Annotated in this window: 19 protein-coding genes, 1 tRNA gene and 1 pseudogene; 12 read left to right on the top strand and 9 right to left on the bottom strand. The window is 54.3% G+C overall.

Going from position 1 to position 19,454, the window contains the following annotated elements; genetic code table 11:
• Positions 1-102 precede the first annotated feature (102 nt).
• Positions 103-714: an alpha-ketoglutarate-dependent dioxygenase AlkB family protein gene (locus ACTYEO_RS06115; RefSeq protein WP_449322829.1), complete on the top strand. Its 612-nt coding sequence runs from the start codon at positions 103-105 to the stop codon at positions 712-714.
• Positions 715-729: 15 nt separating this feature from the next.
• Here the strand turns inward: ACTYEO_RS06115 and ACTYEO_RS06110 are convergent, their stop codons facing one another.
• Positions 730-1,503 carry an ABC transporter permease gene (locus ACTYEO_RS06110; RefSeq protein ID WP_449322828.1) on the bottom strand — a complete coding sequence of 258 codons (774 nt, stop codon included), beginning with the start codon at positions 1,501-1,503 and terminating at the stop codon, positions 730-732.
• A 189-nt stretch (positions 1,504-1,692) separates the two neighbouring features.
• Here ACTYEO_RS06110 and cysQ point away from each other — a divergent pair, with 189 nt between their 5' ends.
• The 8 genes and pseudogenes from cysQ (at position 1,693) to ACTYEO_RS06070 (ending at position 10,933) form a co-directional block, all read left to right on the top strand.
• Positions 1,693-2,490, top strand: coding sequence for a 3'(2'),5'-bisphosphate nucleotidase CysQ (cysQ, locus tag ACTYEO_RS06105; protein WP_449322827.1), 798 nt, complete (start codon positions 1,693-1,695; stop codon positions 2,488-2,490).
• On the top strand, positions 2,487-3,284 hold the full coding sequence (locus ACTYEO_RS06100; protein WP_449322826.1) for a 3-deoxy-manno-octulosonate cytidylyltransferase: 798 nt from the start codon (positions 2,487-2,489) through the stop codon (positions 3,282-3,284). Before cysQ ends, ACTYEO_RS06100 begins: the two co-directional genes overlap by 4 nt.
• A complete protein-coding gene (locus ACTYEO_RS06095) occupies positions 3,281-4,492 on the top strand; it encodes a glycosyltransferase family 2 protein (protein WP_449322825.1) in 1,212 nt (403 codons plus the stop codon). The genes ACTYEO_RS06100 and ACTYEO_RS06095 overlap by 4 nt, the downstream gene beginning before the upstream one ends.
• A gap of 143 nt (positions 4,493-4,635) precedes the next feature.
• A complete protein-coding gene (gene galU, locus ACTYEO_RS06090) occupies positions 4,636-5,529 on the top strand; it encodes a UTP--glucose-1-phosphate uridylyltransferase GalU (RefSeq protein WP_449322824.1) in 894 nt (297 codons plus the stop codon).
• A 20-nt stretch (positions 5,530-5,549) separates the two neighbouring features.
• A complete protein-coding gene (locus ACTYEO_RS06085) occupies positions 5,550-6,782 on the top strand; it encodes a glycosyltransferase family 4 protein (RefSeq protein ID WP_449322823.1) in 1,233 nt (410 codons plus the stop codon).
• An 11-nt stretch (positions 6,783-6,793) separates the two neighbouring features.
• Positions 6,794-7,804: pseudogene (locus tag ACTYEO_RS06080) on the top strand (glycosyltransferase family 2 protein).
• Positions 7,801-9,498: a DUF5927 domain-containing protein gene (locus tag ACTYEO_RS06075; protein WP_449322822.1), complete on the top strand. Its 1,698-nt coding sequence runs from the start codon at positions 7,801-7,803 to the stop codon at positions 9,496-9,498. Before ACTYEO_RS06080 ends, ACTYEO_RS06075 begins: the two are co-directional and overlap by 4 nt.
• Before the next feature lie 4 nt (positions 9,499-9,502).
• A complete protein-coding gene (locus tag ACTYEO_RS06070; RefSeq protein WP_449322821.1) occupies positions 9,503-10,933 on the top strand; it encodes a nodulation protein NodH in 1,431 nt (476 codons plus the stop codon).
• A gap of 4 nt (positions 10,934-10,937) precedes the next feature.
• Here ACTYEO_RS06070 and ACTYEO_RS06065 read toward each other — a convergent pair whose 3' ends face one another.
• The 7 genes from ACTYEO_RS06065 to ACTYEO_RS06035 all read right to left on the bottom strand — a co-directional run bounded on the left by ACTYEO_RS06065 (position 10,938) and on the right by ACTYEO_RS06035 (position 14,863).
• A complete protein-coding gene (locus ACTYEO_RS06065; RefSeq protein ID WP_449323004.1) occupies positions 10,938-11,402 on the bottom strand; it encodes a PTS sugar transporter subunit IIA in 465 nt (154 codons plus the stop codon).
• Positions 11,403-11,440: 38 nt separating this feature from the next.
• A complete protein-coding gene (gene hpf / locus ACTYEO_RS06060) occupies positions 11,441-12,010 on the bottom strand; it encodes a ribosome hibernation-promoting factor, HPF/YfiA family (protein WP_449322820.1) in 570 nt (189 codons plus the stop codon).
• Positions 12,011-12,247: 237 nt separating this feature from the next.
• Entirely contained in the window at positions 12,248-13,021 is a 774-nt protein-coding gene (gene lptB, locus ACTYEO_RS06055; RefSeq protein ID WP_449322819.1) for an LPS export ABC transporter ATP-binding protein, read from the bottom strand.
• On the bottom strand, positions 13,018-13,521 hold the full coding sequence (locus tag ACTYEO_RS06050; RefSeq protein ID WP_449322818.1) for an LptA/OstA family protein: 504 nt from the start codon (positions 13,519-13,521) through the stop codon (positions 13,018-13,020). The genes lptB and ACTYEO_RS06050 overlap by 4 nt, the downstream gene beginning before the upstream one ends.
• An 8-nt stretch (positions 13,522-13,529) precedes the next feature.
• Positions 13,530-14,126, bottom strand: a complete 597-nt coding sequence (lptC, locus tag ACTYEO_RS06045) for an LPS export ABC transporter periplasmic protein LptC (protein WP_449322817.1) — start codon at positions 14,124-14,126, stop codon at positions 13,530-13,532.
• A 6-nt stretch (positions 14,127-14,132) separates the two neighbouring features.
• On the bottom strand, positions 14,133-14,744 hold the full coding sequence (locus ACTYEO_RS06040; RefSeq protein ID WP_449322816.1) for a ribonuclease D: 612 nt from the start codon (positions 14,742-14,744) through the stop codon (positions 14,133-14,135).
• 32 nt (positions 14,745-14,776) lie between these two features.
• Positions 14,777-14,863, bottom strand: a tRNA-Leu gene (locus ACTYEO_RS06035).
• Positions 14,864-15,169: 306 nt separating this feature from the next.
• Between ACTYEO_RS06035 and ACTYEO_RS06030 the strand changes: the two genes are divergently transcribed.
• Positions 15,170-16,153, top strand: a complete 984-nt coding sequence (locus tag ACTYEO_RS06030) for a complex I NDUFA9 subunit family protein (protein ID WP_449322815.1) — start codon at positions 15,170-15,172, stop codon at positions 16,151-16,153.
• Here ACTYEO_RS06030 and ACTYEO_RS06025 read toward each other — a convergent pair.
• Positions 16,150-16,953, bottom strand: coding sequence for an undecaprenyl-diphosphate phosphatase (locus ACTYEO_RS06025; protein WP_449322814.1), 804 nt, complete (start codon positions 16,951-16,953; stop codon positions 16,150-16,152). The two genes, ACTYEO_RS06030 and ACTYEO_RS06025, sit on opposite strands and share 4 nt — an antisense overlap.
• A 214-nt stretch (positions 16,954-17,167) precedes the next feature.
• On the opposite strand from ACTYEO_RS06025, the gene ACTYEO_RS06020 reads away from it, so the two are divergent.
• Together ACTYEO_RS06020 and ACTYEO_RS06015 are read left to right on the top strand one after the other, a co-directional pair.
• The gene (locus tag ACTYEO_RS06020) at positions 17,168-18,601 is read left to right on the top strand and encodes an NAD(P)-dependent oxidoreductase (RefSeq protein WP_449322813.1); all 1,434 of its coding nucleotides are present in this window, start codon (positions 17,168-17,170) and stop codon (positions 18,599-18,601) included.
• A 50-nt stretch (positions 18,602-18,651) separates the two neighbouring features.
• Positions 18,652-19,377, top strand: coding sequence for a hypothetical protein (locus ACTYEO_RS06015; protein ID WP_449322812.1), 726 nt, complete (start codon positions 18,652-18,654; stop codon positions 19,375-19,377).
• Positions 19,378-19,454: the final 77 nt, after the last annotated feature.

Raw genomic sequence — 19,454 nt, 5'->3', positions numbered from 1 at the left:
GCGTATATAGGGATGCAAAAAAGGGCCTGCAAGCCGCGGGGGCACTGGAAAATTCCCGAAACTGCGCAATCTTGGTTAGGGAGATAGCGAAAGCGGGTGATCATGCGACAATTCGACAAGACAGCAATTCGGGGAATCGACCTGTTTTCGGGGTTTTTAAGCCCTGAAGAACAGGAAGCACTGGTTGCCGTTATCAGACATATTGTGGAGCAGGCCCCTTTATTTTCACCTGAGACCTCGCGGGGGCAAAAAATGTCTGTGAGGATGACCTCGGCAGGTGAATTTGGATGGGTTTCTGATCGTCGCGGGTATCGATACGAGAAAACCCACCCCACGGGCGTCAATTGGCCCGCCATCCCCGCATCGGTGTTGTCCATCTGGCGGGAAGTCGTGCCTGAGGCCCGCGATCCCCAATCCTGCTTGGTGAATTTCTACTCGGACGCAGCGCGCATGGGCCTGCATCAGGACCGTGACGAACAGGATTTCTCGCAACCAGTTGTCTCGATCTCGCTGGGGGATGAGGCCCTTTTTCGGATCGGCAATGATACGCGGGGCGGCAAGACTGAATCCGTTTGGCTGAGGTCAGGCGATGTGATGGTGATGGGTGGCGAGGCGCGGCTTCGATATCACGGCATTGACCGCGTGAAACCTGAAAGCTCCACTTTGCTGCCTAAGGGTGGGCGCATTAACCTTACGCTGAGGGTTGTGACCTGACGGACCACCAGCCGCTTATCGGCCAGCATCCCAAGATGCCGAGGCACGTTGCCGCGTGTAGAATTCGGCGATCAAGCCGATCATCAAAAAGGCAATCGACATGATCACAGGATATTGCCAGTTGGAATGATGCGGGAAGTAATTCACGAACATCGCCCCGCGCATCTGGTCAATGATATGGAATAAAGGGTTCCAGTCGAGCATCGAGATAATGATGCCAGGCATCATATTGGCGACAAACATCTTGCCTGATGCGATCATGTTCAGGCGAACATAGATTTGTTGGAGGATCTTGGCCAAATCAGGTGCCCAAGGCTTCATCGCAAGGAAAATTGTTCCGACTGCGCAGCCAGAAAACCACCCAAGCAAATACAGCATGAAGGCAAAGGACCAATCATGGATTTCGATTGGTTGGATCAAGCTGTGCAGGATGAACAACTGCACCAGCAACGCCAACGTGTTGGTATAGAGCGAAGACAGCGCCCCCGATAAAATCGCCACAATTGTGTTCATCGGTGCGTGTTGCATCATAGGCGATGTGGGCCCTTCTGATCCCGCCACCGCACTCAAGGCTTTGATATGGCCCATGTAAATGTAGATGCCTGATAGCAGGTAGAGCATGTAATCGCCACGAATGGCGGCCTCGCGCATGCCCATAACGGCAAAAATCAGGTAGAAACTGCCAACAAACAGAACTGCCTGAAAGATGGTCAACAGCAATGCGATGATCGCATTGCGATGCGTCCCACGCACTTTTCGGGCCGAGGCAACAAAGGTTGTTTCAGCCATGCGCAAAAAGATGCGCCAAGCTGAATTCTGTTGCCTTGTTTCAAACATCGAGGTGATCCTGACCCGTAAAGAGAAGCGCTGCCAAACCGATCCCAGTTATTACGAAGGGATTTCTTGCTGTTTTCGCTTTAGAAAAGGATAACGGCATTTACGTAAACGATCAATCAAGACCACGAAGGGGCAGATTAAGTGGATTATGAGAGGATAGAGCAAGTTTTTCGCCAACTCGCGATTGAGGCAGGCAGAAAGATTATGGATATCTATGAAGCAGATGATTTTGAGGTCAAAGTAAAATCCGATGACAGCCCCGTGACGGCTGCTGATGAGGCCGCCGATGCGTTGATCTCGGCTGGTTTGCGCTCTGCTTTCCCACAGATCGCGCTTGTGACCGAAGAACAAGCCGAGAGCCATGACCAGACAGCACGTGACTTCATCATTGTAGACCCTTTGGACGGCACCAAGGAATTCATCAAACGGCGTGGCGAGTTCACTGTGAATATCGCACTTGTCCTTGATGGTGTGCCGGTGCGTGGCGTGGTCTATGCCCCTGCTAAGGACCGCTTGTTTTACACAGATGCAACGGGCGCAAGCCTTGAAGAAACGGGTGAGTTTGATCCCGTCACCAAGGGGCCGACAAAGCCAATATCTGTGCGCAGCCCTGATAATTCGAACTTGATGGTCGTGGCGTCCAAATCCCATCGTGATCAGGCAACAGATGATTACATCTCGAAATATGCGGTGGCTGATATGACCAGCGCTGGCTCCTCTCTTAAATTCTGCCTTGTCGCCACAGGTGAGGCTGATCTCTATCCCCGTCTGGGGCGCACGATGGAATGGGATACGGCAGCGGGGGATGCGGTCTTGCGCGGTGCGGGCGGGAAAATGGTGCGTTTCGATGATCATTCGACCTTCACCTATGGCAAAGCCGGCTTCGAGAATTCCTTCTTTATTGCCCATGCCGAGGGTGTGGAGTTGAAGACCCCATGAGTGTTGTTTGCATTATCCCCGCGCGATACGCCTCAACGCGCTATCCTGGAAAACCGCTGGCCATGTTGCGCGGTGCCACAGGTGTTTCCCAAAGCCTGATAGAGAGAAGCTGGCATGCCGCAAAGGGTGTGTCGGGTGTGGATGCTGTTTATGTCGCCACCGATGATGATCGTATCCGCGAGGCAGCAGAGGCTTTTGGCGCAGATGTTCTGATGACCTCGCCTGATTGCGAGAATGGCACGGAACGTTGTGCTGAGGCGCTGGGCCTTGTCGGTGATGTCGAGATGATCGTGAATTTGCAGGGCGACGCGCCGCTGACGCCCGCTTGGTTTCTGGAAGATCTGATCGCGGGTTTGCGCAATGCGCCTCAGGCTGGTTTGGCTACACCTGTGTTGCGCTGTGATGGCGAGACATTGTCAGCCCTGAAGGCTGATCGCGCCGCTGGCCGCGTTGGTGGGACAACGGCTGTCTTTGATGGTGATCATCACGCGCTCTATTTCTCCAAGGAAGTCGTGCCCTTTACGTCCCAAGACTACCCTGATGATGCGGATACGCCCGTTTTCCACCATGTCGGGGTCTATGCTTACAGGCCTGATGCGCTGGCGGGGTATCCTTCTTGGAGCCATGGGCCACTTGAACAGCTTGAAGGGTTGGAGCAGCTTCGTTTTCTGGAAAATGGCCATAAGGTGCTTTGCGTCGAGGTGGAGGCAAAAGGCCGGAAGTTCTGGGAATTGAACAATCCAGAAGATGTTCCACGCATTGAGGCCATGCTGAAAGACATGAACCAACCATGAGCGATCTTCTCCGGCTGAGTGTTGTGGTTGCAAGCCATGGTCGGCCGGATCTTTTGTGTCGTTGTCTGGTGGGTCTTTCTCAGCAGGATTTGCCCCAGTTCGAAATTGTTGTTGTCGCGGATAGCGCTGGTCTGGACGCGATTAAAACCCTGCCTTTTGCGGGGCGCATCAAGACCGCAAAGCAGAGTGAGCCCAACATCTCAAAAGCCCGCAACCAAGGGATCGCTCTTGCAGGTGGGGAAGTTGTTGCCTTTATCGACGATGATGCCGTGCCCGAGCAAAACTGGGCTGATCGCTTGCTTGCCCGTTTTGCGGATACGCAGGTCGCCGCGGTTACGGGCAGAGTGCTTGGACGAAATGGAATTTCCGAGCAATGGGGTGAGATGAGCTTTGATCATCTCGGGCGAGATTACCGAGGCGCGGAGCGCGCCAAAGGCCCCTATCTGAAACTTCATGGAACAAACCTCGCGATCCGCCGAAATCTGCTATGTGATTTAGGCGGTTTCGATGAGGCGCTGCGCTTTTATCTTGATGAGACTGATCTGGCGATCCGCCTTCAAAAACAGTCTCTAAATTGCATGTTTGACACTAATATTGTCGTGCATCACGGCTTTGCACAAAGCGCGCGGCGCCAAGAAAACCGTGTTCCGAAAACCTTGTTCGAGATTGGGGCAAGTCTGGCCGTGTTCTTGCGGAAACACGCGCCCTCAGCCGAGATGGAGCCGAGGCTGTCTGAGTTCAAAAAGGAACAGGAAGCGCGCCTGTCGCGCTTTGAAAAGGCGGGTCAATTATCAGGGTCGCGCCATGGCCAACTCATGGATGATCTGGAGGCGGGAATCGATGATGGAAAATCTCGTGATCCGGCGCAGTATCCAGGCTTTGCTGAGCCGGAGGCTTTCCGCCCCTTTCGGGAAGAGGGGGAAGTGGTGGGTGAGACCCGAGTTTTGTCGGGTCGATGGCGGCACAGGCATGAATTGCGTAAGAAAGCGGCAGAAATGGCTGCGCAAGGCCTCCGCCCAACTGTTATCTTGCTTCAATTGACACCCCTGGCGCATCATCTGACCTTTGAAACCCTTGGATATTGGGAACAAAGAGGGGGTCAATTCGGCCGATCTGACCGTCAAAAGCGCAGAGTTCAGTGTTGGAGCTTTCGGTCTCGGGTGAAGGCCGAAATCGAGCGGATAAGAAAATTCAGGCCGAATTTATGAGATATTCACAAAATCGCAGTCCAAATTGCTGTTAACTTTTGTGGTTTGAAGGTATTAATGGATGCAAGAATAATAAACTGTCTGCATGTGGTGTTTGGGGCTCTGCAAGTGGACCGATAAACAGCACTCATGGCGGTTCAAGAATGAAGAGAAAAGTTAGCAAGGCGATCTTTCCCGTTGCGGGTCTGGGGACGAGATTTTTACCTGCAACGAAGTCTATCCCGAAGGAAATTATGACTTTGGTTGATAGGCCGCTGATCCAATATGCGATCGACGAGGCACGCGCCGCTGGCATCAAGGAATTCATTTTTGTGACCTCGCGCGGCAAGAGCGCGCTTGAGGACTATTTTGACCATTCTCCAGAATTGGAATCTGCCCTCCGCAAAAAGGGCAAGACCGAGATGCTTGAGACGCTCAAAACCACCAATATGGAAAGCGGCGCAATTGCCTATCTGCGCCAGCATCGTGCGCTTGGGCTTGGGCATGCTGTTTGGTGTGCAAGGCGGCTTTTGGGCAATGAACCTTTCGCCGTAATCTTGCCCGATGACGTTATCGCAGCCGAGACGCCTTGCTTGCAGCAAATGGTCGAAGCGCATGCCGAAACAGGTGGCAATATGGTTGCTGCGATGGAAGTGCCGCCTGAAAAGGCCTCTGCCTATGGTGTTTTGGATATCAAGGAAGATATGGGCTCGGTCGTGTCGGTGCGTGGAATGGTTGAAAAACCTGCTGAAGGCACGGCACCTTCCAACCTCGCGGTTATTGGCCGTTATATCCTGACGCCAAATATCATGAGCAATCTGAACAAGATCAAATCAGGCACGGGCGGTGAGATCCAGCTGACGGATGCGATTGCGCGTGAGATTGAAGTCTCTGACAATGTCTATGGCTTCCGTTTCCATGGCCAGCGGTTTGATTGTGGCTCCAAGGCGGGTTTTTTGCAGGCTACGGTTGCTTTCGGCCTGTCGCGCCCCGATCTGCGTGATGAGTTTGGAATGTATCTGAACGAAATCACAGCGATGCAGAACGCGGCCCAATAGGTCGTCAGGGTTTTCCCGAAGTGTCCCATTCCCCAATTTGTCTGGACATCACGCGGCTTGTAAGCCGCGTGGGTCTTGGCGCTTTGAGTGGTGTGGACCGTGTTGAACGGGCTTATCTGACTTGGGTTTTGTCCCGTGTTGAGGACCCTTATTTTTTCTGCCGGACCACACGGGGCTATCTGCTTTTTGATCGCAAGGGGGGCGAAAAGCTTGCGCGTCTGATCGATGGGGTTGAACCGCTTGGTCAGGCTGATCTGGCCTCACGTCTGTTCGGAAAGGTCGGAAATGAGCGGCACCGCACCGAAGGCAGCCTGAGGCCTTTGAAAATCGGCAGTACATTGCCGCAGTTTTTGCCGCGACTTCTGCGCAAATGCCTGCCGCCCAAAACTATATATCTGAATGTCGGGCAGAGTAATCTTTCCCAAAACAGCTTGGCGGCCATGGCCCAAGCGGGCGCAGGTATTGCCGCGATGATCCATGATCTTATTCCGATCCAGCATCCGAGTTTGGTTGCCGACGGATCCGTTGCGCGGTTTGAACGTATGCTTACCAATCTGCGCAGCCATGCTGATCTGCTCATTGCCAATTCAAACGACACGAAACAGCATATTAGAGACTATTTTGTTGATTTGGATATTCCCGTCGCAGTGGCCCATCTCGGTATGGTGGACCGACCTGCCGAGGGCGAAGTGCCGCCAAATGCGCCTATGGACAGACCTTATTTCGTCGTTCTCGGAACGCTTGAGCCACGTAAGAACCACGCGCTGCTCTTGGATATTTGGGATATGCTGGCGCAAGAGATGAATGCGGATGACCTGCCGTATTTGCACATCATTGGCCGCCGTGGCTGGAAGAATGAAGATGTTTTTGATCGCCTTGATCATCACCCCCTCAAAGGGAAGGTGATATTCGAGCATGGAGCCCTGCCTGACGGTCAGGCGCGGGCTCTTATCGCGGATGCGCGCGCCTTGCTTTTTCCAAGCCTTGCCGAAGGGTTTGGCTACCCCCCGCTGGAGGCGCTGGAAGACGGAGTGTTGCCCTTATGCGCTGATTTGCCAGTGCTAAAAGAAACCATCGGTGACAGAGCCGTTTACCTTGATGTAACGGACACGTATTCTTGGGCGCAAACGATTACACAACTATGTTCTGGTACTGTTTTTGCACCGGTGGAATCGAATATGAATTTTCCGACTTGGGATGATCATTTTGAGAAGCTGGATGTCGCTCTCAGCGGCATTATGCGGGACGCTTAGAAAGGCAATGAATGTCGGCGCTTGGTCGCTATAAACTGCGCCTTAAACGCAAGAAATATCTGCTGCGTGCCCAACGTAAGGGCAGGCAGTTGGTTTGCGTGGCTGATCGCACGTCCAAAATCCGGAAAACGGATGTGCTGTGTTTCGTGACCCTGCGCAATGAGAAAGTCCGCCTGAAATACTTCCTTGAATATTATCGTGAACGCGGCGTCTCGCATTTTTTCTTTGTTGATAACCAAAGCAATGACGGCACGCGGGAGATGTTGGCCCAACAACCCGATTGCTCGGTTTGGTCTACGGATGCCAGCTATAAGCGATCTCGTTTCGGGATTGATTGACAGAATTACCTTCTGCGCCACTATGCCGACGGGCATTGGTGCCTTGTGGTCGACCCTGACGAATTCCTCGTCTACCCCTTCTATGACACGCGCCCGATCCCTGCTTTGACGGATTGGCTGGATGCGTCATCGGTCAAGTCTTTTGGTGCAATGCTGCTTGATATGTATCCCAAAGGGCCGATCGACGCGCAGACATATCAGGATGGCGAAAACCCGTTCAATATCGCCTGCTGGTTCGATTCAGGAAATTACACGATCCAACGAAATTGGGATTACGGGAATCTGTGGATTCAAGGTGGCCCGCGTGCGCGGTCTTTCTTTACCGAAAACCCCAAACGGGCGCCTGCGCTGAATAAAATCCCCTTGGTGAAATGGAGCAAATCCTACACCTTTGCCAGCTCAACCCACATGCTTTTGCCGCGCGGTTTGAACCTCGTTTATGACGAATGGGGTGGCGAGAAGACGTCTGGTGTTTTGATGCATGCCAAATTCATCGACACCTTTGGTGATAAGGCCAGCGAAGAACTCAAACGCCGCCAGCATTACGCAAATAGCCATGAATACCTTGCCTATCACGAGCGTCTTGCCGAGCATCCTGATCTTTGGACCAAATGGTCCGAGCGGTATATTAATTGGCGCCAGCTGGAAATTCTGGGGCTTATGTCCAAAGGAAACTGGGCATGAGCGTCGGGTTTATCATGCTTTGTCACACCGCCTTGGGGCGTGCGTCACAGGTGGCGCGCAACTGGGCTGAAAATGACTGCCCCGTGGTCATCCATGTGGATCGCCGTGTGTCGCGTCAGAAATTCAATGAATTCAAGCGCGAGCTTTCGGATTTGTCGAATGTGATGTTCTCCAAGCGGCATCGTTGCGAATGGGGGACATGGTCCTTGGTTGCGGCATCGCAAACCGCCTCCGAAATGATGCTGGCCGAGTTTCCAAGCGTTCGGCATGTATTTCTGGCCAGTGGCTCCTGTCTTCCGCTGCGGCCTGTGAACGAGCTGCGTGACTATCTTGCGGTGCGTCCGAAAACGGATTTCATCGAAAGCGTGACCACCGAGGATGTTGAATGGACGGTTGGCGGCCTCAATCAGGAACGCTTTATGTTCCGTTTCCCGTTCTCGTGGAAAAAGAACCGCTATCTTTTTGACAGATATGTCGAGTTGCAACGCAATATTGGCTTTAAACGCAAGATCCCTGACGGGGTTCACCCGCATTTGGGAAGCCAGTGGTGGTGCCTGACGCGCCAAACCCTATCGGCCATTTTGCACGACCCGAAACGCCGCGTGCATGATGCCTATTTCAAGCTGTCCTGGATTCCTGATGAAAGTTATTTCCAGACCTTGGCGCGCAAATATTCCCGCAATATCGAGAGCAGGTCCCTGACCCTGTCGAAGTTCGACTTTCAGGGCAAACCGCATGTTTTCTATGATGACCACCTGCATCTTTTGAAACGCTCGGATTGTTTTGTGGCGCGGAAAATCTGGCCTAATGCCAATAAGCTTTTTGATACTTTCCTGAGCCCCGAGCATACAGGCTCGCAAATGGCTGAGCCCGCGCCAAGCAAGATTGACCGTGTCTTTGCCAAAGCCTTGGAGCGGCGCACCCGTGGCCGCGCGGGCCTTTACATGCAAAGCCGCTTTCCCAATTGGGATTGGGAGAATGGCAAGACCTGTGCACCCTATTCGGTATTCCAAGGCTTTAATGACCTGTTCGAGGATTTCGAACCTTGGCTGTCGCGCCGTTTGGGGAACCGTGTTCATGGCAATCTCTTTGACCCTGTCAAAGCGCGTTTTGCGGGAAATTCCGATGTCTATGCAGGTGGCTTGAGCAGCGCACCTTTGCTGCGCGACTACAACGCGCCCGCGTTTCTATGCAGCCTGATCTGGAACACCCGAGGTGAGCGGCAATGCTTTCAGTTCAGCCCCCGTGACAACCAGAAGATCACGAAGTTTATGGCGGCGGACACCAATGCGCAGATCTCGGTGATCACGGGCGCCTGGGCGATCCCTCTTTTTTCGTCCAACAAGAATTTTGATGAAATCCGCAAGGAAGCCGCGATCCTTCAGCAAAAGGAAGTGGCATTCCTCAACCTGCTGCGCCATGTGCAAAACCGCTCTGAGGTCAGGATTTGGACCTTGGCAGAATTTATTGAAGAGCCGATGGAGAACCTGCAATCCATTCTGGATGCGATTGATGGACCTGCCGCGATGCGGCTGACCGAAGCGCCCAAAATGGCCAATCTTGATGGGTTTGGGCAGTTTCTCCAGAATTTGAAAAACCAAGGCATGAAGCCATTCGTCATGGGTGATTTTCCCGTCAACAATGCGGAACCTAAGTCTATTTCCGAGGCCAGCCGCCCTTATTTGGTAAGGTAAATTTATGTCCAATCGCTTTGAGGCTTTTGTGATGTTCGCCGAGATGCGGACTGGGTCCAATTATCTGGAAGCCACCCTGAATGAGCTGGAAGATGTTCATTCCTATGGTGAGGTCTATAACCCCAGCTTTATGGGGCATCACAAAACCTTTGAGATGTTCGGCATTGATATGGATGGCCGCGAAAAGGACCCGTTGAAAGTGTTCGACGGGATGCTGGCCAATACAGACGGATTGCCCGGTTTGAGGTTCTTCCACGATCACGACCCGCGCGTTCTTGAGCGTATTTTGCCAGACCCGAAGGTCGCCAAGATCATCCTCACCCGAAACCCGCTGGATAGTTATGTATCGCGCAAGATCGCGGGCGAAACGGGGCAATGGCGCCTGACTGATATGAAGCATCAGAAAAGCGCCGAGATCGAATTCAAGATCGATGAATTCGAGGAGATGGTCGCCAAGCTGCAAGCCTTCCAGTTGAAGGTGCAGCGTGGGCTCCAAACCACAGGTCAGAGCGCTTTTTACATCCGTTATGAAGACATCAATGATGTTGATATCATTAATGGTCTGGCCAGCTTTCTGGGGTCAAAGCACAAGCTTTCCGCCACATCGGGCAAGTTGAAAAAGCAAAACCCGCAAAGCTTGGAAAAGAAGGTTTCCAACTATGATGAGATGGTCGCGGATTTGGGCAAGATCGATACATTTGATCTGACGCGCACGCCGAATTTCGAACCCACGCGCCAAGCCGCTGTTCCGGGTTATGTCGCCGCGCCGAAAACGGGGCTTCTCTATATGCCGATCAAAGGAAGCATGGCCGATGCGGTGACGGGTTGGCTGGCTGCGGTGGATAGCGTGTCCAAGGATCAACTCAGAACGAAGATGAACCAAAAGGATCTTCGTCAATGGATGCGGTCCCATTCGGGGTATCGGAGCTTTACCGTCATTCGGCACCCGCTTGTGCGCGCCTATGACGTGTTCAATCAATATATCCTGCCGCAGGGCAAGCCAGCCTATGCCAATACGCGCCGTGTGCTGCGCAACAAATATGGCCTGCCCATTCCTGAGAAAGGCCCAGGCCCTGATTTCACGGCTGCCGAGCAAAAAGCCGCCTTCACGGTTTTTCTGACCTTCCTGAAAGGCAATCTGGCGGGGCAAACAGGTCTGGATGTCGAACAGGCTTGGGCGTCTCAAACAGCGATTTTGCAGGGAATGTCACAGGTTAAATTCCCTGATCTCGTGATCCGCGAGGAAGAAGCCCCTTTCGCTTTGCCCGCCCTTGCGATGGCGCAAGGCCATACTGATGCGTCCTTTGATGGCCCCGCGCCAAGTAGCACAATTCCGCTTGCCGATATCCATGACAAAGAGATTGAAGACCTCGCAATGGAGGCCTATCGGCGGGATTACATGAATTTCGGGTATTCTCGCTGGAAGGCGAAGTAACCGCTCAAGCCGCTTGGACGGCTTCGGTGTTTGTCAAAAGCGTGTGCAGGGTCGCCGCATCGGAATTGGCCCGCAGTTTTTCGCAAAGGGCCTGATCCCGCAAGGTGCGCGATACCAGCGCCAAGGCCTTGAGATGCTCAACACCTGTTTCCACTGGCGCAAACAAGGCGAAGACCAGATCGACTGGTTGGCGATCTGCCGAATCGAAATTGATCGGCTTTTCCAGTTTCAGAAACGCGCCAGTTACGCGGGTCAGTGTGGGAAGGCGTGCATGTGGCAAAGCCACGCCATGCCCGACCCCAGTTGGCCCGAGGCTTTCACGTTCCTGCAAGGCGTCGAGGATTTGAGGGGCAGGAAGGCCAATCAGGCCTTCCGCGATTTCTGAAATGGACTGCATCAAGCGCTTCTTGCTCGAAATATCCGCCATGACCCTTACGGCTTTTGGCTCAAGCAGATTAACCAGTTCCATATTACCCTCTAACTCACGCCAAATCAGGCGCATTCATTCTACTTGGGATCAACCCAGCCGAAATTTCCATCATCTCGGCGGTAGACCACATTCACCGCATTATGCTTTTCGTTCCGGAAGATAAGAAGAGGTGCACCGCTGATCTCCATTTGGAGAACGGCCTCGCCCACCGAGAGAGACGGAATTTTGGTTTCCATCTCGGCTACGATGATGGGCTGCATTGAGCCAGTGTCGTCCTGATCGTCGTCTTCGTTTGTTCCCGCGAGGATATACGAGGAAGCCGCGAAAAGTTCAACTGGCTGCTGCCGCTCCTTGTGGTGGTCCTTCAATCTCCGCTTATAGCGGCGCAATTGCTTCTCCATTTTGGCGCTGCATTTGTCGAACGCAGCATAGATTTCATTGTCATTTGCTTTGGCCGAAGCGGTGAGACCCGTCGAGAGATGGATGGTCGCTTCGCACACAAATTCATGCCCGCTTTTGGAAAAAACCACATTGGCGTCTGTCGGGCGCCCTGCGTATTTTGAAACCGCAATATCGAGGCTCTCCTTTACGTGGATTTGAAGCGCTTCGCCGATATCGATTTGCCTGCCACTGATCTGGTAACGCATGTGTCCTCCAAAAAATAAAAACCCGAGCGCAAAACACGCGTCAGGCTGTGATTGGGAAATAATGATGTTTGGCTATCATCCGCCTGACTGCATCCAATCGGGCGCTTTTGGCGACCGTGAGGAGAGAGGGCTGTGGGATGGTCAACGTCGATCATCCCAAGCATTTGGCGATGAAATTGGTGAGTCTGTCAACGCAAAGACGATTGTCTGGCCAAAACGCGTAACGGCACAAACCCGTTAACCCATGCGGAAACTCTTGCCCAGATAGACGCGGCGGACGTTTTCATCTTCCACCACTTCATCGGCCGTGCCGCTCATCAGGATCTTGCCATCATGCAGGATATAGGCGCGGTCCACGATCTGAAGCGTCTCGCGGACATTGTGATCGGTGATCAATACGCCAAGCCCGCGCTTTTTCAGATCGGAGACCAGCGCGCGGATATCACCAACAGCAATCGGGTCAACGCCTGCGAAAGGTTCGTCCAGCAGCACATAGCGCGGGTTAGAGGCCAAGCAGCGCGCAATCTCGACGCGGCGACGTTCGCCGCCCGACAGCGAAAGCGCTGCGGCACGCCGTAAATGGCCGATGGAAAATTCCGAGAGAAGCTCCTCCAGACGGTCCATGCGTTTGGTGCGGTCCTTCTCGGTGATCTCGAGAATCGCGAGGATATTATCCTCCACGGAAAGGCCACGGAAAATCGACATTTCCTGCGGGAGATAGCCGATGCCAGCTTTCGCTCTGCGATACATCGGCAGCAAGGTCACATCCCTGCCATCAAGCACAACGCTGCCACCATCGGCATTGATCAAACCCGCGATCGAATAAAAGCTTGTGGTTTTGCCCGAGCCATTCGGCCCCAGAAGGGCGACCACTTCACCACGATTGAGCGTCATCGTGACATCGCGAATGACAGGCCGTTTACGATAGCTCTTGCGCAAATTGGTGACATGCAGGCCTTGTTGGCCTTCCGCTACCGTCAACTCGGGACGCGATGTTTGCGCTCCACTCACTCCGATGCATCCTGTGGCTGCAAAACTGTGCGCACGCGCCCGCCATCGACGGCACCAACACCTGTGAGCATATTCACCACCAAGCGCTCGCCCGAGACGGCCCCTGTTCCTTGCGTCACCAGCACTTCGCCTGTCATGGTCAGCAGGTCTTCGGCCACTTCATAAACGGCGCGGTCACCTTCGGCGGCCTCGGTTCCGCGGGTGATCAACACGCTGCCGCTGCCGATCACTTCACGCACATCCTGCGTGTTGCCTTGGTCATCGAGATTATAAACCACCAGAATTTCTGCCGCCGCCATCCGCAGATCGCCCTGCACGGCAATCACATTGCCGATGAAGGTTGCAGTGCCATCTTCCTGATTAACGGCAAGACTGTCGGAGGTGATTTCAATAGGATCACTGGAATTATGCTCTGTTCCCCCGAAACCGACTTGGATTTGGGCGAGGGCCGCATTGGCGAGAAACAGGGATAAAGCGATAGTCGCGGATAAAATACGCATGGTGGTCCTTAGTTATCCAGCTGGTATAGCACTTTCACACCGCCGTTGAAAATCAGAACCTGCGCCCCTTCGGCGCCCGAAAGGTCCATCGAGCCTGCTTCCAGATGAAATCCGGGTCCTTCCACCACCACATCTGTAGGGGAAGACATGGCAAACTCTCTGAAATTAACCAAGAGATTTTCTGTATCGAGGGTATATCCCGTGGAGTCGGCCACTTCGACATCTGTCGATAAATCGGCGATATTTGTCTCAAGGTTGATGACCCCTTGAAGCGATGTGATATCCACGAAACGTGTATCATCCAACTCGACCCTTGCATCGAGGCTGTCTACGGAAATCAGGTCCAATTGCCCATCCACGGGTACGGCTGTTTCCGCCACAACCACCACTTCGCGGCCTGCATTTGTGGTGCCAGCATAGCGCGGGCTGCCTAGCCTTTGTTCCCGCGCCAGTTCTTCCAGATCGACATTGGCAAAAGGAATTGCCCTTTCAGGGTCAGGCGTGCGGGACAGCAGGAACAAGGTCGACAAAATACCGATTGCGATGATCGGAAGCACGATCTTCACATAAGACACAACTTGGGAATATCGGTTCGACCCCGGCATCTGGCTTTAATGCGAGAAGATATCGATTTCGGGCCATCCCGCGATATCAAGGCGTGCGCGGGTTGGCAGGAAATCGAAACAGGCCTGCGCCAATTCGGTGCGTCCCTCGCGGGCAAGCCTGCGATCCAGCTCTTCCTTGATGCGGTGCAGATAGAGGACATCGGACGCGGCATAGGTTTTCTGGGCGTCGTTGAGGTTATCCGCGCCCCAATCCGAGCTTTGCTGCTGCTTGGAAATATCGACATCCACCAATTCCTGACAAAGGTTCTTTAACCCGTGCCGATCGGTAAATGTGCGCACCATTTTCGAGGCAATCTTGGTGCAATACACAGGCGCGGTGAGCGCGCCAAAGGTGTGATCGAGAACAGCGATGTCAAAGCGGCCGAAATGGAAAAGCTTCAACACCGAAGGATCGGTGAGCATCTTCACAAGGTTTGGAGCCTCGGACTGGCCTTTGGCAATCTGCACCACATGCGCGTTGCCATCGCCCGAGGACATCTGCACGAGGCAAAGGCGGTCGCGATGCGGGTTAAGACCCATCGTCTCGCAATCAATCGCCACACTGGGCCCAAGGTCCAGACCATCTGGCAGGTCGTTTTTATAGAAATGGATTGTCACAACAGCCTCTCTTTCAATTCGGTCGAGAAGAGTGGTGCCCAGGAGAGGACTCGAACCTCCACGTCCATACAGACACTAGCACCTGAAGCTAGCGCGTCTACCAATTCCGCCACCTGGGCAGGTGTCGTGGAAGCGGCTGATATAGCGGCCTCCGCCCCCTGTCAACTGGACCTTTGCCCGTTTTGTAAGGTTGCGCCAAATTCATTCGTTTTGGCAGGGATGCGCTGATCGGGCTGCGCTGATCGGCGCGAAAGCTGCCTGTACGGGTCGCATCTGATTGGCCCGAATGTATGTCAGGCCCAAGCCTATGGCCCCTCAACCCTTGGGTGGTGCAAAAAGGCGGGCTTTTGGGACGAATTGCGCCTTGTTCCATGGGCGTCACGGGCGTATCACTCCCCCAACTTACGACCGAAGGACCTTGCCCCATGTCGAAACTTGTAACGATCTTTGGCGGATCAGGATTTGTTGGCCGCTATGTGGCCCGCCGTATGGCGAAAGAAGGATGGCGCGTTCGCGTTGCCGTCCGCCGTCCGAATGAAGCGCTCTTTGTGCGCCCGTACGGTGTCGTCGGTCAGGTCGAACCTGTTTTTGCAAATATCCGTGATGATGCCTCGGTGCGTGCGGCGCTCTTGGGCTCGGATGCGGTTGTGAATTGCGTAGGCATTCTGGCGGAAACTGGAAAGAATCGCTTTGATGCGGTGCAGGCCGAAGGTGCAGGCAGTATCGCGCGGATCGCGGCGGAAGAAGGCGCGACCCGTTTGGTGCATATCTCGGCAATCGGGGCCGATGAGGGTAGCAATAGCGGTTACGCGCGCAGCAAGGCGCTTGGCGAAGCGGCTGTGCTTGAGGCCTTCCCCGATGCGATGATTTTGCGCCCTTCGATCGTGTTTGGCCCTGAAGATCAGTTCTTCAACCGCTTTGCAGGCATGACACGGATGGGCCCGATCCTGCCTGTTGTGGGGGCTGATACGAAATTCCAACCTGTCTATGTGGATGATGTGGCCCAAGCCGCCGTCAAAGGTGTTCTGGGCACGTCCGAGGGCGGTGTTTATGAATTGGGCGGTCCCGAGGTGCTCAGCTTCCGCGCTATGATGCAGATGATGCTGGAGGTGATACGCCGCCGCCGCCTTATCCTGAATGTGCCCTTCTTTGTGGCGCGTCTTATGGGAACATCGCTTGATCTGGTTCAAACGCTCAGCCTTGGCCTGATCAGGAACGGTCTTTTGACCCGCGATCAGGCAGTGCAGCTTGCCAATGACAATGTGGTTGGCCCTGAAATGCGCGGCTTTGCGGATCTTGGCATTACACCGACAGGTGCCGAGGCGGTGCTGGATGAATATCTCTGGCCCTATCGCTCGGGCGGGCAATATTCCGACATTAAGGAAAGCGCGCGTAACCTGCGCGGCTAGCTATAGGCGATGCCCAATAGGATCAAACCGAGGATCACCCTGTAAATGACATAGGGGGTGAAGCTGATGGTTTTGAGCAGGCGCATCATGAAGACAAGTGCGGCCAATGCTGCCACAAACGCCAAGGCCGCTGCGATAGCACCATCGCGCGCGACCGCCGCATCGGCGGTTGAGATCACTTCTGCCCCCAACAGCACACCTGATGCGATGATCGTCGGGATCGACATTAACATCGCCAAGCGGGCGGCGCTTTCACGCGAATAGCCCAGAAAACGACCTGCCGTAATGGTGATGCCCGAGCGCGAGGTTCCGGGGATAAGTGCGATTGCCTGCCATAGCCCCATGATCAGGGCATGTTTCAGCGTCCAGCTTTCGGCTTCGCGCGTCTGCGCGCCAACGCGATCCGCCCAATACAGCACGATCCCGAAGATCAGCATCGTCCAGCCGATCACAGCCATGGAGCGCAACATATCCTCAAACCCTGTCAGTTTGAGGACGAGGCCCACAATCACCACAGGCACGGTCGCGATCAAAAGGCACAGGGCCAAAAACGCACCGCGGGTATCGACCTTGCCTTGGATCAGCCTGAAAGAGCCGAAAAACGCTTCGCGCACATCTTTCCAGAAATACAGGACAACCGCGCCGAGCGTGCCGATATGCACGGCGACATCAATGACCTGCCCTTGATCCTCCATCCCCGTCAGATTCGGCAAAAGAATGAGATGCCCAGAGGAGGAGATCGGCAGGAATTCGGTCAGGCCCTGAATAAGGGCGACAAGGAAAAGGTGGAATATGCTCATAGCTTCGTTAACTACCCCAGTTTTTCGCTTTTGTAACTTGTTGTTTTTTAGACGCGATTCTTATTTTAGTGCAGTCCTATTGACCTATTTTTGGCATTCAGGCGTGACTTTTTGTTCCACAACGCAATAAAACTCTTTAATAGGTCAGCAATTATGTCTTTTATTGTATTTCAGCCCGATATAAGACCAGCTCGAAGATTTTGGGAGAAGTTCCGTGGCCAAGCAACCCATGTTGAAATTCGTGTCGGTAGCCAAAGATACACCTGAGAAGCGCGCAGCCGAAGCGCGTAAGCAGGATTTTGGTGAGATTTACGGGGAATATGCGCGTGAGAAAGCGGCCGAACAGGCCGGACGCTGCAGCCAATGCGGTGTGCCTTACTGTCAGAGCCATTGCCCGCTGCACAATAACATCCCCGATTGGCTGAAACTGACAGCGGAAGGCCGCTTGCAGGAAGCCTATGAGATCAGCCAAGCGACCAACACTTTCCCCGAGATTTGTGGCCGCATTTGCCCGCAAGACCGTCTGTGCGAAGGCAATTGCGTGATCGAGCAATCGGGCCATGGTACCGTCACCATCGGCTCGGTTGAGAAATACATCACCGATACCGCGTGGGATGAAGGTTGGGTCATGCCAATCGCCCCATCGGTGGAGCGTGAAGAATCGGTCGGGATCATCGGCGCTGGCCCCGGTGGTCTCGCCGCTGCTGATCGTTTGCGCCGCGCGGGTCTGCAGGTGACGATCTATGACCGCTATGATCGTGCGGGCGGGTTGCTCACCTATGGTATCCCCGGCTTCAAGCTGGAAAAGCCTGTCGTGATGCGCCGCAACAAGCTGCTTGAAGATGGCGGCGTGAAATTCGTTTTGAACTGCAATATCGGCGACGATATCAGTTTCGAAGATATCCGCGCCAAGCATGATTTTATCGTGATCGCCACGGGCGTCTATAAATCCCGCGATCTGCAAGCGCCCGGCGTTGGGGCGCAGGGTGTGATCCGCGCGCTGGATTATTTGACTGCCTCGAACCGCAAGAGCTTTGGCGATGATGTGCCAGAATTCGACAGCGGTGAGTTGAATGCCGAGGGCAAGAAGATTGTCGTGATCGGTGGCGGTGATACGGCCATGGATTGCGTTCGCACCGCGATCCGTCAGGGCGCGTCCAGCGTCAAATGCCTGTATCGTCGTGACCGCGCGAATATGCCCGGCTCGCAGCGTGAAGTGGCCAATGCCGAAGAAGAAGGCGTTGAATTTGTCTGGCTGACTGCGCCCAAAGGCTTCACCGGTGATAAGGTTGATGGCGTGATGGTGCAGAAAATGCGCCTTGGACAGCCTGACGCGACAGGCCGCCAAAGCCCCGAGATTATCGAGGGTGCGGATTACGTCGAAGAAGCGGATATCGTAGTGATGGCCTTGGGCTTTGAGCCAGAAGCGCTGCCAAGCCTGTGGAATACACCTGAATTGGAAGTGACCCGCTGGGGCACGATCAAGGCGAATTTCCGCACGCATGAAACCGCGCTCGAGAATGTATTTGCTGTTGGTGACATCGTGCGTGGCGCAAGCCTTGTGGTTTGGGCGATCCGCGATGGTCGTGAAGCGGCGGATGCGATCCTTGAAAAAGTGTTCACCACTGCAAGCGTCGCTGCTGAATAAGCAACTCTCCCGCGGGGGATGCCCCGCTACCTGATTTGGAAAAGGTCGAAATGGCTGACTGGAACTTGGCAATTTGCAAGACATCAATCGCTGCGGGGTTTTCCGCAGTGCTTGGTCTTGCGGCCTCGGTCATGCAAGTTCAGGCGCAAAACTCGGCCTCGACCTTTACGCCACCCGCCGGTTGCACCGCCTATCTGACCACGCAAAACCGTGGCTGCACCGTGTCGCATAACTGGATTTGCGAGGCAGACCCAGAAGGCCATCACTGGCGCTTGATGGCTGATGGCGATGGCCCCTTTTATCTGTCCTATACAGATAGCGAGTTTCGCTGGTTGCGAAGCTGGGATCTGCGCTCGGGCGGCCAAAGCGAGCTGATCGAACCCGAAGAAGATCCGGCCAGCATGACGGAGCTGCTTGAGACGGGCGCGGATTCGATGGTGTTTTCCCTGATCCGTGAACAGGACGGAGCGGTTCAACAGCGCGACTACACGGGCTTCGATGCCCTGACTGGGGACAGAGTCGTGATCGACGGACATGAACTGGAAGTCACCAGTTTCGCCTATGAATACGGCACCGGCGAGGGCGCGCGGCAAACCTCGGGCAATCAATTTGTCAGCAGGGAATGGCGTTTGTTTTTCGGAGGGATCGAGACGGTAACTTTGCCGTCGGGCGAAACCTTTGAGTACGATAACAGCCCCGCAGAATTCGCAGAACCCGGTGAGCCCGGTTTCCTGACAACGCAGCCGATCTACGACTGCGGAGAAATCATGTCCTGATCCGGATATCGGACAGGCAAAGCATAGCAAGGCACGTCCCCGCCAGTATTGCGGGCACCGAAGGAAAGGTGACGAAG

The sequence above is a fragment of the Rhodophyticola sp. SM2404 genome (assembly GCF_053570515.1).
Note: the sequence above shows the minus strand (reverse complement) of the source record. Positions and strands in the feature narration are given on the sequence as shown.